Below are 13883 nucleotides of genomic sequence, written 5' to 3'. Positions count from 1 at the left end.
GATAAAAGTCTCGTTATTTCAATAACACCCGGCCTTGCGGCGTGATGACGACTGTTATTCATCCAAGAAATCAGGAATTCTATGGATATTAACTACTCCCTCTTATTGTCTATATTCTATGTTAAAACAAGGGATTTTGTCAATAAAAAATTTTTTATCATCTTCTTACCAGAAGACTTACATATCTAAGATAGCAGATGAATGGCATTGGTTAGCTACTTGATTGTAATATCTCCATCTTCGGAGTTTATGCTAAGTATTGTTTTTCCATCTTTTGATTCTGACTTGAAAGTTTCCTCATCGTCTTTTTCTGTGTGACTTCCGGTAAGAGAAGAAGTATTGATTGTTCCGTAATAGGTGATGAGGTCGAATCCGGCTGTCTTTTTTGTGGAATCATTTAAAGTAAGCACAGCATCGCCATAGGAGAGGGCGAGTTTTACTTTTTCTGATAAATAAAGATTATTCATAGAAATGTCTCCATCGGCTGATTTAATCGTTGTGTTGCTAAGGGAAGCCTTTTTAAAATCACAGTCGCCATAAGAAAGAGAAATTGTTCCGCTATTTACTGTTATCGTATCGGCAATGAAATCTCCATCGTCAAGTGTGATATCGGCAGTGTTAAGGGCAGTATTTTTTAAAGAAAAATCACCATATCCAAGATTGACTTTGGCAGAAGACAGCAGCTTATCTTTCGGAAGATAGAGAGTGACATAGTTTTTATAGTTGGACTTTTCGTCCATGTAGGAAGCCATATTTTTTCCGGAAAGAAGAGGCTGTAAAAAACTGATATCGACAGAAACAGTGTAAGAAGCTCCGGTGTTTCCGTTCTCTTTTAAAGTTAATGTATTATTCTTTATGGAATAGGAGAGAGGGTTTTTCGCTTTCGTTGTCTCCTGCACATATTCAATGTAGCTTTTCTCATTGGGAGATTCTTTTATATTAAAATCTGAATTTTTTAAGTGTACATTTAAAGAGTTAAAATCAGACAGTTCTGTTTTTTCTAATGTAAAATGATTCTCTTTTGCATCTTGGTCTGACTGTGCATTCATTGTATTTAAATTCGTGGCATGAACGTACTTTGTGCCACCGCTCACAAATCCGATTCCGAATAAAAGTGCGCCAATCAGACAGAAAGCACCACCAATTCCTAAAAGTGTTCTTGTAGTTTTTTTCATGTTATTTCACACTCCTTTTTCTGCTCATGTTCTGAATCAGATGAGCAAGTCCTAAAATAATCCATTTGCAAAAATAAATGACTGCTAAAACAGCGAGAATACCAAGTCCAATGCTAAATAATCCTGCACCAGAAATTAAACTTGCACCAGAAAGAGAAGCGGTTATGGCAACTGCGCCCCGGAGAAAAAGTTTTCCGCCTATAATAACAGAGGCAGCTCCTAAAGCAAAAATACATAGAAGCCCGGCAAAGATTACAAGAACACCAGCAAGTGCAACAGCAATCACAGCAATGAGCAGGGAACCGCCGAGAGGAGCGGCACAGATTGCAAGGAAGGTAAGTAGTATGATCTTCCATACCGGAGTGCCAGGATCTTTTTTCTTTTCGCTGATCAGATTATCAAGAATATCATAGGCAGCTTCTTTTGGTGTACCAAGTTCCTGCATTAGAGAAGTTTCTCCTTCTGAACCGGCATCTTCAAAATATTCTGTGAAATAATCCATCGCATTGTTATAATCTTCTTTTGGAAGTCTTTTTAAATATTTCTTTAGCTGGGCAAGATATTCTTCTTTTGTTAAATGGATATCTTGTTCCTTTTTATATCTTTTATTTTCCATCAGGTATCATCCTCCCTTCGATGATGTCATCAATTGTGTGATAATATTCGTTCCATTCTTTTTTTAAGAAAATGAGCTGCTCCTTCCCGGAATCGGTAATGGAATAATACTTGCGGTTACGTCCCTGAAATTCCTGACTGTAAGTATGCAGGTATCCATTCTGTTCTAACTTTCTTAAAATCGGATAAAGCGTAGATTCCTTAATATTGGCCACCAACTTCACTGTTTGGCTGATCTCATATCCATAAGAATCTTCTCGTTCAACAATAGAGAGAATCAGACATTCGATCAGTAAAGAAGAAAGTGGATAGTAAAACATAAGATCACATCCTTTCTATGTTTTAAATCTTTATATATAAAAATTTTATATATCAAATTATAATACATATATGGCATTTGTCAAGAGAAAAGCTGACGAAATTGAGAAAACATAGTATCACATCTATGATTCTAGTCACTGCGAGAGAAGATCTTTTACTGTAGTTTGTCTTCGCAGTTCTGAACTTATAGAAGCGATACTATATTTTCTCAATTTCTGACTTCTCCCTTAAATCCTGCTAAAGACAGAAAAAGTGAAGACTCTATCATACAATAAATGCGCCTTAGAGCAAGTTCAAGCTGCGGACGAGCAGTTTGGATGCAGGGAAACGAAGCATTTATTGTATGATAGAGTTTTCACTTTTTCCTCTCCCCCCCTTGACATTGGGGTGCCTCTGAGGTATATTAAGTGTATTAATAGTATTAATACACTACTAACATACCTGGTACAGTGTATGTTGCGTTTCCCTGAAGTATTTGAAGATTCAGCAGCGTTAGCTGTGGAGTAATTCGTGACATCTGATTTTATGAGCATAAAAAGGAAGGAGGTTTGATGTGATTTTTATTGACTATAATGACAAAAGACCAATTTATGAGCAGGTTACAGAGAAGATTCAGACATTGATTTTGAATGGAGTGCTGGAGCCGGATTCAAAGCTGCCATCGGTGCGTTCGCTGGCGATGGAACTTTCGATTAATCCTAATACGATTCAGAGGGCATATAGTGAGCTGGAGAGAGAAGGATTTATTTATTCCGTAAAGGGAAGAGGGAATTTTGTGAAGATGAATGAGAATCTGATTATAAAAGAACAGGAGAAGCTTCTGATTAAGTTTAAAGAAAATGTAGAGGAGCTGAGAGCGAGAGGTATTTTGAAAGAACAGGCGCTGGCCTGTATTAATGAAGCTTATGAGGAGGTGGAAAGATGATAGAAATTAAGAAGGTCAGCAAGCGTTTCGATAAGATCGAAGCTGTAAGTGATGTCAGTCTTTCTATTGAACAGGGACAGGTTTTTGGTCTCCTTGGAACGAATGGTGCAGGAAAGAGTACACTTCTTCGAATGATGGCAGGGGTGTTAAAGCCGGATGAAGGAGAGATTCTGATTGATGGGGAAGCTGTATGGGATTGTGTGGAAGCGAAGCAGAAGTTTTTCTATATTTCTGATGAGCAGTATTTTTTTCCAAATGCGACACCGTTAGATATGGCAGCGTTTTATAAGACATTGTATCCTGCATTCAATGAGAAGAGATTTCGTAAGTTTCTGGTGAAGTTTACTTTACAAAAAGATCGTAAGATTCAGACATTTTCTAAAGGAATGAAAAAGCAGCTTTCGATTCTTTTTGGAATATGCAGCGGAGTAGAGTATTTATTCTGTGATGAGACGTTTGACGGGCTTGATCCGGTTATGCGCCAGGGGATTAAAAGTATTTTGGCAAATGAAATTGATGAAAGAAAGTTTACCCCGATTATTGCATCTCACAATTTGAGAGAATTAGAAGATATTTGTGATCGTGTCGGACTATTGCATAAGGGTGGTGTTCTCTTATCGAAAGATTTAGAAACGATGAAGTGTAATATTCAGAAAGTACAGTGCGCATTGCCAGGAGAGGATGACAAGAAGCTGGAGAAAATGTTTGACATTTTACAATTTAACCGAAGAGGAAAGCTTGTCACAATGACAGTAAGGGGCAGTGAAGAACAGGTAATGGCGAAGTTATCTGTATTAAAACCGGTATTTTATGAATGTATTCCGCTGTCTTTAGAAGAAATATTTATCAGTGAAACGGAGGTAGTAGGTTATGACATCAAGAATCTCATACTCTAAGCTAAGCAGGGAGAATAGAAAGAGAATGCTTGGCATGACGATTGTCACAGTACTTGCATTTTTTATAAAAGCAGTTTTTTTAGTAATGGGAGTAAATGAATGTTCCTCACATGCGGAAGTGCTTCGTTTGTTTCGTCCGAATATGGGAATGGCATGTGTGGTAATCGTCTTGGCGGCATGCAGTGCGGCAGTAAGCCTTTATTATTTACATTCCAGAAAGCAGACAGATTTTTACGAATCCCTTCCGATAAAGAGAGCCACATTATTTCGTCTGGTGGTACAAAACAGCCTCTTTATTTTTCTGATTCCGCTTGTAATAGAAGAAGCAATAGAATTTGTCATTGCGCAGCAACAGATTTCTGGAGGAGGATGGGAAATAGTCAGTTCTAGTCTCTGGTATTTGTTAATTTTTGCAGCAACATGGCTGACGATGGCTCTGGCAATAATTATGACAGGGAATATTATCGTTGGTATATTAGGATTTGGGGTATTTGCAAGCTATTTTCCAATTGTTATTTATAACATTTTCCCATTATATGCCGGCTCTTTTTTCGCCACCTATTCTGGGAATACAGCAGATAATGTTTATAATAATATAACCAACTATCTTTCTCCGGTATGGGTCGGACTTCGGGGAATGGTAGATATAAATAGCGGCAGAGAAACGCAGATAAAATATATGATGATTCTTCTGTTATGGATTGTCGGTTTATATGTACTGTGCCGCACGCTCTATAATAGACGGCCGGCAGAAAGTGCAGGACGGGCTATGGCATTTACAAAGGCAAATACAGTAATTAAAGTGTTATTAGTTATCCCATCTGCCTTATATTCAGGAATTATTTTCTATTCATTGGGAAATGCAAGCTCCATTTTCTGGCTTATATTCGGAGTTGTATTTGGTGTATTCGTCATACACGCATTAATTGAATGCATTTATGAATTTGATGTAAGAGCGATTTTTTGTCATAAAAAACAACTCATAGTTATCATGCTTGGTTCATTGTTTATCATGGCAAGCTTTAGTGCAGATCTTTTTGGATATGACAGGTATATACCAAAAGCATCCAGTGTAGAGAGCATCGAAATAAAGCCATCACAAGAGAATAGTTACGGATATTGGGGGAAAGGGGAAGAACGAGAAGGATTAAAAGGAGAAGAAAAACAGCTTGCTCTTTCCGTAATCAAAGAATCAGTAGAAGTAAAAAACAGTGTAGCAACATCCTCTTCAGGGTACTATGAGAAAAACAGCAAGTTTTTATTCTTTGCATCTGTATCTAAAAAAGAAGTGATGAGCGGTGATATTGAGATTTCTACAACATTTTGTATGAAAAACGGAAACCGTAAAGTAAGAAACTATACCCTTCGTTCCCAAAAGGCAAAAGAACTTTATAATAAACTGTACGCGACAAGAGAATTTAAAAAGAATATCTATGCTCTCTATACAGGAAATTATAATGATATCCAAGAAATAACCTGGTCAGGGATAGAAACAGAATATTTAAACCTTACAAAAGAAGAGAAAAAGCAGTTCTTTGATACTTATTTAAGTGAGTTAGACGGCTTAAGCTACACAGATGTACAAAAAACTGTTCCCGTAGGAAATATAGATATATCAATAGGTGGAACAATGGGAAGTGAAAATGCAACACAGGATACGTATTATATTTATCCATCTTTTAAAAAGACGCTTGCATTTTTAGCACAAAAAGGCTGTGCTGTAAACCAGACAATAGATAACTTAAATATCAGTAGTATTTGGGTTGAAGGATATGATGAAAATACCGGAGAAAATACCAGATATAGAATAACAGATAAAAAACGAATTAATAAAGTAAAAGGGAAACTTGTTCTTCAGCAGATGGTAAATGTTCCGGGAATAACCGTAATAAATGGAAACATGGACATTCAGGTAAATTATGAAAATAAAAATGGAGGAAATAGCGTATATTGCTATTCTATTTGTACAGATGATGAAATGCAGCAATTATTAAAGGAGTAATTTAATACAGGAAGACTCCCTGAAGTTGATGACCTGATTGCAAATACAGCAGGATTCCTTGTCGGGTATTTGACCGCACAAGGATTTCTGGAACTCTTTGATAAAAAGGTGTATATATATGGAATCATAAGAATTTTAAGCACAGTTATACTATTTTGTATTTCTATATTTGCCCTGTCCTTCTGGGCAAATGGGGATGCATTACAGGCAGAGGAGGAAGCGTATGTGAAGATGATGGAACAATATGGTATGGAACACAGGCAGGAAAAGTAGAAAATTGCGCAAAAAAATGTGATAGACGAAAAGATCAGGCAGTTTCAATATCCCTGCTGGAATAGATATGGTTCATTTTTGCTTTGCCACAGACTAGGGAAACAAAAACAGCTTTTGGCATCGGGCGTGGCGAATGGAGGGGATTCATGTATTTGCAATGGAATCGGATTCCGAAGATTTATGAAAAAAGCGTGGATGCCTATGGTATAAAGAGCAGATGCTTTGCAGGTTTTGCGTCACGAAACTTGAGAACGAACCCGCCACCGAGCACGTTGTCTGAGCGGCAGCGAGTTTAGTGCGAATGGCGTTTCCATAAACGTTCGAAAGTTGAGTAGCAAAACGCAAGTCGTCTGCTCTTTATACCATAGGTCCCACGCTTGTTATAAAAATATAGCAGTGATTCCATGCAATGCATGAATCCCTGCCATAGGGTAGGGCTGTTTTTGGTGCGACAGCCCCATAATTTTTTAAACACGCTTTAGAAAACTTGAAAATTACAGAAAAATGTATTTTAAGATGAACAGGATTGCCAATACATACATCAATGCACTAATCTTCTTCTCTTTTGCCTCTCCTGTGATAAGGTTAAGAACAACATAAGCGATAACGCCCATGGAGATACCTTCGGAGATACTGTAGAAGAATGGCATTGCAATGATACATACGTAAGCAGGGATAGCCTCGGACATATCAGTGAAGTTAATGTTTGTAACATTACTAAGCATATATAATCCAACAATTACTAAAGCAGGTGCGGTAGCAAAAGATGGAATCGCAAGGAAGATTGGTGATAAGAACAGAGATAATCCAAAAAGGATCGCTGTTGTAACAGCAGTAAGACCTGTTCTTCCTCCTTCGGATACTCCAGAAGCACTTTCCACAAAAGTGGTAGTGGTAGAAGTTCCGAGAATCGCACCAACAGTAGTTGCTGCAGCGTCAGCAAGAAGTGCCCCTTTAATATGAGGAAGCTTTCCTTCTTCATCTAACATATCTGCTTTGGCAGATACACCGACAAGAGTTCCAATCGTATCAAAAAGGTCAACGAATAAAAATGCAAATAAAATTACGATAAAGTCTACAGAAAAAATTCCTTTAAACTGAAGCTTTCCAAAGATAGGAGCAAGACTTGGAATAGAAAGCCCCTTGCTAAAGTCAGGTAAAAGACTGTAGAATCCTAAATCTGGATTTGGTACATAAAGTCCTGCAAACTGGCAAATGATGCCAAGTCCCCATGTGATCAAAATACCCCAGAGGATATTTCCCTTAATATTTTTAACAACTAAAATTCCGGTAATGATAATACCTGCCAATGCAAGAATTACCGTAATTCCGACATTGTTAAAAGAAGCTTCCACACCATTCGCTTTATTGTACGCATCTACAGAAAACAACTGGAGTAATGTAGAACCGCCCACAACGATATGTGCATTCTGTAAACCAACAAATGCAATAAAAAGACCAATTCCCACACTAACGGCAGATTTCAGGTTCATTGGAATTGCATTAAAAATCGCCTCACGCACATTTGTAAGGGAAAGAAGAATAAAAATAATACCTTCTGCAAATACAGCAGTCAGTGCATACTGCCAGGTATACCCCATACCGATTACAACAGTATAGGCAAAGTATGCATTCAGTCCCATACCTGGTGCCAGGGCAAATGGATAGTTTGCGAAAATCGCCATCAGTAATGTTCCGATAAAAGCGGCAAGAGCAGTAGCGGTAAATACAGCTCCGGAATCCATACCGGTAGCGGCCATAATACTTGGGTTAACAGCCAAAATATACGCCATAGTCATAAATGTCGTAATACCCGCTAAAACCTCTGTCTTCGTATCCGTATGATTTTCGGATAGTTTAAAAAGTTTTTCTAACATAATACTTTCCTTTCTTAAATGAGAGCCTCAAAATAAGGGCTTTTTATAAGGGCTCTTTTATAGAATCTAACTAATATTGACATAAAAGTTAGATTTAAATCGTTCCGAAGATTCTATCACCGGCATCTCCAAGACCCGGACAGATATAGGCATCTTTATTTAATTGACGGTCAATATTACCACAATAAATCTGTACATCCGGATGAGCCTTTGCAAGACGTTCTACCCCTTCTGGAGCAGCAATAATAGACATAAACTTAATACTCTTTCCGCCATGAGCTTTAATGAAGTCAATGGCAGCAATAGCAGAACCACCGGTAGCAAGCATTGGATCTAATACAACGATAAGTCTCTGATCAATCGGGTCCGGAAGCTTACAATAATATTCATGAGGTTCGTGTGTCTCTTCATCACGATATAAACCAATATGACCAACCTTCGCACTTGGAACAAGAGCCAGAATACCATTCACCATACCAAGACCGGCACGAAGAATCGGAACAATCGCAAGCTTCTTACCAGAAATCATAGGTGTCATACAAGTCTCAATTGGTGTCTCAACCTCCACATCTTCTAACGGAAGATCCCTTAAAGCTTCATAGCCCATTAAAATACCAATCTCTTCAATTAATTTACGAAATTCATTCGTTCCTGTGTTCTTATCCCTTAAAAGAGAAATCTTGTGCTTAATAAGCGGGTGACTCATCTCAATAACATTATTCATAGTTTTCTCCAATCTTTAATGTAGTCATGCAGATACATTAAAAAAATCTATTTCAGAAAAAATAGCTTCTTCTTGAAATATACTAATTTAGTACCACAACGCTAGCACTATTATAGTAGACAAAAAAGAATAAGTCAACTATTTGATTCATTAGAGGAAACAGACGAAAATAAAACTATTAGCCCTTAGCCACTGTAAAGATATCACTGCGTAGAAAATGCCTATTCGGCATTTTTACTTGCTCTCACATTACATTGGCTAAGGGCTAATAGTTTTATTTTCTGCTTGTTGGCTCCAGAAGGAAGGAATGCAATAGTCTTTGGGAGAGATAAGGGGAAGGGGACAGAAGGTCGTGGCTTATTCCGATGCTATTTCCACTATGCTGAACCTTCTTTCAAGTTTCACTGATGATAAGATGATATTGAAACCTATCACTGTACATAATGATTTTATTATTATATTGTCGCAATATATCGTTTTTTCAAAACGTATGTCATACGTTGTTATATGATGCACACCTCGTAGCAAGAATACCAAGGTGTTTCCGAGCAAACAGGAGTTTTCTGACCTCTCCCCCATCTCCCTCCCAAAGACTATTAGCATTCATTCCTTTTGGAGCCAAAACACAGAAAAAAGAAATAATGTCATATCCCAGATGCGGCTTCGGAGCGTGTCTAAGATGCGGATGAGCATCTTAAACACAGCGACTACAGAGCAGATGGGATATGACATTATTTCTTTTTTTGTCTGTTTCCTCTAATGAATCAAATAGTAACAAACTTCATTTTGTGTTTTATGTAGACTGGGATATGTTTTTTTCGTAAAGCCCGGATAATGGGATAGGTAATGAGAAGCTCTCCTTCTATATAAACTGCATCAGGTTTATATTTTAAAATCCCTTTCACATAATCCTTTATATAAGATTTAAAGTCGGCTTTTTCCATTGCGATTTCGCCAAAGTTTCCGTCATATGTGAGTTCGGGTATTTCTGGCAGGTCAAGTTGAATGACTGTTGCATTTTTCATATGAGGCATTTCTGTAAGGAAAGCATTTATGTTGGAAGAAGCACCCAAATTTATAATGCAGAAGTTTTCGGTAAAGTGTTCAAGGCTTATTTTGCAGGCGGAGATTGCATCGTCTAAATGGTCGGTAGTCATAATGAATCCACCTTTATGGCAGAAGGTAGCACTGTTTAAGCTAGTTTCTGTCTGGAGTTCCTCTCCTTCTAAGCCAAGCCAGCTTTCTGGGAAGCTGCATTTATAATTTAGGGAATGCTTTCTTTTTAGTGGCTGGATACAGTAGCCGCCACGATTTGATGGAAAGATGATAAAAGCAATTTCTGTGTCACGTAATTGTTTTTGACATGGGATAAATTCTGGAAGAGTGAGGATTTTTGCTTCAGCAGGTGAATTTTTCCCAGATAAGACAGAGGATTCTTGTGTAGCTAAAATTTCTTCAATGCGTTTGTCTGCCCGTTCATTTCCCTTATATTTTTCAAATGTATTGACAAGGATTATCCCGGCAGTTTGTACAGCTTTTAAAAATGCTTCATTTTCACCGTGTTCGATATCCCAGGAAGGATTAAAGTTCCCGATTAATGTGGCAAGTTCATTTTTTTCGCCGGTGTTATCGTTGTTATCAAGTGGCTGGATGAATGACTCATCGAACTTTGCAGCAAGTTCTTCACCAAGAATTTCTTTGCCAAGTTCTTCCCAGAGAAGTCCGAATGCTGCATAAGGTATTCCATTTTCGCGGATGCGGCTATCTTTTTGGTGATGGTCGTATTTTCCCCTGCCAATATCAAAAACGATTCCATCAAAATCTTTTGGAACTTTATTTCCTCGGGTAATTGTGATTGCAGGATTTAAATATAACAACAGTGCATAGGAGAAAACATCGTCTGCATGAAATTTTCCACTATGTGTAAAAGCTTTTGCATTTTTCTTTTTAATTTGTTCTAATAGAGTATTCATAAAATTCACCTCAGAATTTTTGTTTTAGTCAAGAAGCTGCTTAATCTTCAATATCAGTATAATAGTATAGCATAAAGTTATAGAAGAATTATACAAAAAAATACAAAATATATCCCCCAGGGGAGCTTGTGAGGAAAAATAGAAAGGTATATCCTAGGTTTAAAACATAAAAGTTTTATAGGAGGAAAGAAAGATGCATATACCTGAAAATTATTTGAGTCCTTCGACCTGTGCGGTAATGACTGCAGCAATGGTTCCGGTATGGACATACTCTGTTAAGAAAGTAAAAGAAGAAATACCGAAGGTGAAGATGCCATTGCTTGGAATTGGAGCAGCGTTTTCCTTTCTTGGAATGATGTTTAATATTCCGCTGCCTGGAGGTACAACCGGACATGCGGTAGGAGGAACATTGATTGCGATTCTTACGGGAAGTCCGTCGGCAGGCTGTATTGCCGTTACGATCGCACTGCTTATCCAGGCATTGTTGTTTGGTGATGGTGGTATTCTCGCTTTTGGAGCAAACTGTTTTAATATGGCTTTCATATTGCCATTTCTCGGATTTGCGATTTACAAGCTTATCTGGGAAAAAACAGGAAAAAGAAAGTTAGCAGCAGGAATTGGTTCCTACATCGGCATTAATGCAGCAGCATTTTGTGCAGCGATTGAGTTTGGAATTCAGCCATTGCTGTTTACCGATGCAGCAGGAAAGGCACTCTATTGTCCATATCCGCTTACTATTTCTATTCCAGCAATGATGATTGGACATCTTACGTTATTTGGAATTGCGGAAATAGTTCTTACTACAGCAATCCTTGCATTTGTGGAAAAGATATCACCGGAAACATTAGAAGAAAAACCAGCACAGTCTGCATTTAAGCCATTATATATTCTTATGGCAGTTTTGATTATATTCACACCATTAGGTCTTCTGGCAAGTGGAACCGCCTGGGGAGAATGGGGTGTTGAAGAGATGGCATCTCTTGTAAGTAATGGAAAAGCACTGGGGTATACACCGGCAGGAATGGAAAAGGGCTTTAGCCTTGCTTCGCTTTTCCCGGATTACTCTATGGCAGGAATGCCGGAGTGGATAGGATATATTTTATCTGCAGTTGTTGGCGTAGCGATTATTGTTATCTTCTTTAAGCTTTTAGCTGGAAGTAAAAAAGATAAAATAGATTTTTCAAAAGGGCAGTCAGTGTAATGCAAAATCAGGAAAAAAATAATAGTTTTCTTCCATCATGGATGTGTGAAACGGAGCAATATGTTCCAAGTATTGATAAAGATGGATTTATTACAAAAAGTACGCAGGCAGTTCTTGGCGTACTGTCAAAATTAAAATGGAAAGAAGGGAAGGACAGGTGCCTAAGCGCCAGTCCTTCTTTAAAACTATGTTATACATTCCTATATATTTTACTTACTGCCTGTTCAAAAAACTATGTATTTTCATTAATTATGGCAGGCGGAACTATTCTTGCACTTGCAACTTATTCGGCAGAAGCAATGAAACAGATACTTTCGGGAACATTTGGAGCAGTACTTTTTTCTGCACTAATACTTTTACCGGCAGTGTTTATAGGAAATCCGCAGATTTTACTCATTATCACAACCAAAGTGTTTGTATCCGTTACACTTATAGGTATTCTGTCAGCGGGAACATCCTGGAATAAATTAACAGCAAGTCTCCGCTCATTTCATATACCGGATATCTTTATTTTTACATTGGATATTACATTAAAATATATTGCTGTACTCGGAGAAATCTGCATGGAAATCCTTACCTCACTTCGCTTACGATCTGTAGGACAAAACAGGAAAAAAGCACAGTCCTTTTCTGGGATATTGGGGATTTCCTTTTTAAAATCAAGAGAAATGGCAGAGGAAATGTATGCAGCGATGTGCTGCCGTGGATTTGTTGGAGAATATAAAACACAAAAAACATCTACCTTTCGAAAACAGGATATCTTGAGTCTTCTTTTGATGATAGGAGTAACAGGAATATTCATTTATTTCGAGGGTCTGTGGAAATAGCACAAAGCAATCTAATATCAAAGAGGACAAAATACCTTTTGCTCCCAACATATAGCAGTTTTCTATGAGAACAGAATAAAAAGTAAAATCAAGAATAACAAAAATAAAAGGAAGATTCAAAATGATAGAATTAAAAAATGTATGTTATGCATATGGAAATGAAATTGCATTACGATACATTAATTTAAATATTCAAAAAGGTGAATCTGTAATAATACAGGGACCAAATGGATGTGGTAAATCTACATTGATAAAATTATTAAATGGAATTATTTTTCCAATGGAAGGCAGTTATACATATCAAGGTCACGAAATTACAGAAAAAACATTAAAAGACCCTAGATTTGCCAAATGGTTTCACCAGCAGATGGGTTATGTTTTTCAAAATGCAGATACACAGCTTTTTTGTGGAAGTGTAGAAGAAGAAATCGCATTTGGTCCAATCCAGATGGGACTTTCCGAAGAAAAAGTCAAACAAAGAACAGAGGATTGTCTCCGTTTATTCGGAATTGAAAAATTAAGAGAACGCCCACCGTATCATTTAAGCGGTGGAGAAAAACGAAAAGTATCATTAGCGTGCATCCTTTCTATGAATCCCGAAGTTCTTATATTAGACGAACCCCTTGCCGGGCTTGATGAAAATACACAGAAAATGCTTATAGATTTTCTGAAGAAATTTCATGCAGCAGGGAAAACGCTAATTATCATTACACATAATAAGCAGCTTGCGAAAGAACTTGGAACCCGGTTTATTCAAATAAATGAAGATCATGAATTAACTATTTGATTCATTAGGGGAAACAGACGAAAATAAAAAGAATAGACCATAGTAAATGTAAAGATATCACTGCGTAGAAAATGCCTGTCCGGCATTTTTACTTGTTCTCACATTACATTTACTATGGTCTATTCTTTTTATTTTCTGTGTTTCGGCTCCAGAAGGAATGAATGCAATAGTCTTTTTGGGGAAAAGAAGGGAGAGAAGTCGGAAGATTGTGGCTTATTCTGATACTGCCTCCGCTATGCTGTCAATGATGATAAGATGATATCGCCAGCTACCATTGTATACGATAA

At 37.5% G+C, this 13883-nt stretch carries 12 protein-coding genes; 6 read left to right on the top strand and 6 right to left on the bottom strand.

Annotated elements, in window-relative coordinates; translation table 11 throughout:
• Window positions 1-215: 215 nt before the first annotated feature.
• The 3 genes from EHLA_RS13600 to EHLA_RS13590 are packed head-to-tail and all read right to left on the bottom strand — an operon-like array spanning window position 216 to window position 2110.
• The gene (locus EHLA_RS13600; RefSeq protein ID WP_096241165.1) at window positions 216-1175 is read right to left on the bottom strand and encodes a DUF4097 family beta strand repeat-containing protein; all 960 of its coding nucleotides are present in this window, start codon (window positions 1173-1175) and stop codon (window positions 216-218) included.
• A gap of 1 nt (window position 1176) precedes the next feature.
• Window positions 1177-1791 (bottom strand): DUF1700 domain-containing protein, encoded by a 615-nt coding sequence (locus EHLA_RS13595; RefSeq protein WP_096241164.1) that lies wholly within the window; start codon window positions 1789-1791, stop codon window positions 1177-1179.
• A complete protein-coding gene (locus tag EHLA_RS13590; RefSeq protein WP_005351149.1) occupies window positions 1781-2110 on the bottom strand; it encodes a PadR family transcriptional regulator in 330 nt (109 codons plus the stop codon). Before EHLA_RS13590 ends, EHLA_RS13595 begins: the two co-directional genes overlap by 11 nt.
• Before the next feature lie 554 nt (window positions 2111-2664).
• Between EHLA_RS13590 and EHLA_RS13585 the strand changes: the two genes are divergently transcribed.
• Genes EHLA_RS13585 through EHLA_RS13575 form a run of 3 tightly spaced genes read left to right on the top strand, consistent with a single transcriptional unit; the run spans window position 2665 to window position 5934 of the window.
• Window positions 2665-3036: a GntR family transcriptional regulator gene (locus EHLA_RS13585; RefSeq protein WP_005351150.1), complete on the top strand. Its 372-nt coding sequence runs from the start codon at window positions 2665-2667 to the stop codon at window positions 3034-3036.
• Window positions 3033-3932, top strand: a complete 900-nt coding sequence (locus tag EHLA_RS13580) for an ABC transporter ATP-binding protein (protein WP_096241163.1) — start codon at window positions 3033-3035, stop codon at window positions 3930-3932. Before EHLA_RS13585 ends, EHLA_RS13580 begins: the two co-directional genes overlap by 4 nt.
• On the top strand, window positions 3907-5934 hold the full coding sequence (locus EHLA_RS13575; protein ID WP_123864869.1) for a DUF6449 domain-containing protein: 2028 nt from the start codon (window positions 3907-3909) through the stop codon (window positions 5932-5934). The genes EHLA_RS13580 and EHLA_RS13575 overlap by 26 nt, the downstream gene beginning before the upstream one ends.
• 767 nt (window positions 5935-6701) lie before the next feature.
• Here EHLA_RS13575 and EHLA_RS13565 read toward each other — a convergent pair.
• From EHLA_RS13565 to EHLA_RS13555, 3 genes are all read right to left on the bottom strand, one after another.
• On the bottom strand, window positions 6702-8084 hold the full coding sequence (locus tag EHLA_RS13565) for an NCS2 family permease (RefSeq protein ID WP_096241160.1): 1383 nt from the start codon (window positions 8082-8084) through the stop codon (window positions 6702-6704).
• A 94-nt stretch (window positions 8085-8178) separates the two neighbouring features.
• Window positions 8179-8808 (bottom strand): uracil phosphoribosyltransferase, encoded by a 630-nt coding sequence (gene upp, locus EHLA_RS13560; protein WP_096241159.1) that lies wholly within the window; start codon window positions 8806-8808, stop codon window positions 8179-8181.
• Between the two features lie 764 nt (window positions 8809-9572).
• Complete coding sequence (locus EHLA_RS13555) at window positions 9573-10781, bottom strand: MYG1 family protein (RefSeq protein WP_096241158.1); 1209 nt, start codon at window positions 10779-10781, stop codon at window positions 9573-9575.
• Window positions 10782-10974: 193 nt separating this feature from the next.
• Here EHLA_RS13555 and cbiM point away from each other — a divergent pair, with 193 nt between their 5' ends.
• The 3 genes from cbiM to EHLA_RS13540 all read left to right on the top strand — a co-directional run bounded on the left by cbiM (window position 10975) and on the right by EHLA_RS13540 (window position 13596).
• Window positions 10975-11982 carry a cobalt transporter CbiM gene (gene cbiM, locus EHLA_RS13550; protein WP_096241157.1) on the top strand — a complete coding sequence of 336 codons (1008 nt, stop codon included), beginning with the start codon at window positions 10975-10977 and terminating at the stop codon, window positions 11980-11982.
• The gene (locus EHLA_RS13545; RefSeq protein ID WP_096241156.1) at window positions 11982-12809 is read left to right on the top strand and encodes an energy-coupling factor transporter transmembrane component T; all 828 of its coding nucleotides are present in this window, start codon (window positions 11982-11984) and stop codon (window positions 12807-12809) included. Before cbiM ends, EHLA_RS13545 begins: the two co-directional genes overlap by 1 nt.
• Window positions 12810-12930: 121 nt before the next feature.
• Window positions 12931-13596: an energy-coupling factor ABC transporter ATP-binding protein gene (locus tag EHLA_RS13540; RefSeq protein WP_096241155.1), complete on the top strand. Its 666-nt coding sequence runs from the start codon at window positions 12931-12933 to the stop codon at window positions 13594-13596.
• The last annotated feature ends 287 nt before the right edge of the window (window positions 13597-13883 follow it).

It is taken from the genome of Anaerobutyricum hallii (genome assembly GCF_900209925.1).
GTDB classification, from domain to species: Bacteria; Bacillota; Clostridia; order Lachnospirales; family Lachnospiraceae; genus Anaerobutyricum; species Anaerobutyricum soehngenii.
Note: the sequence above shows the minus strand (reverse complement) of the source record. Positions and strands in the feature narration are given on the sequence as shown.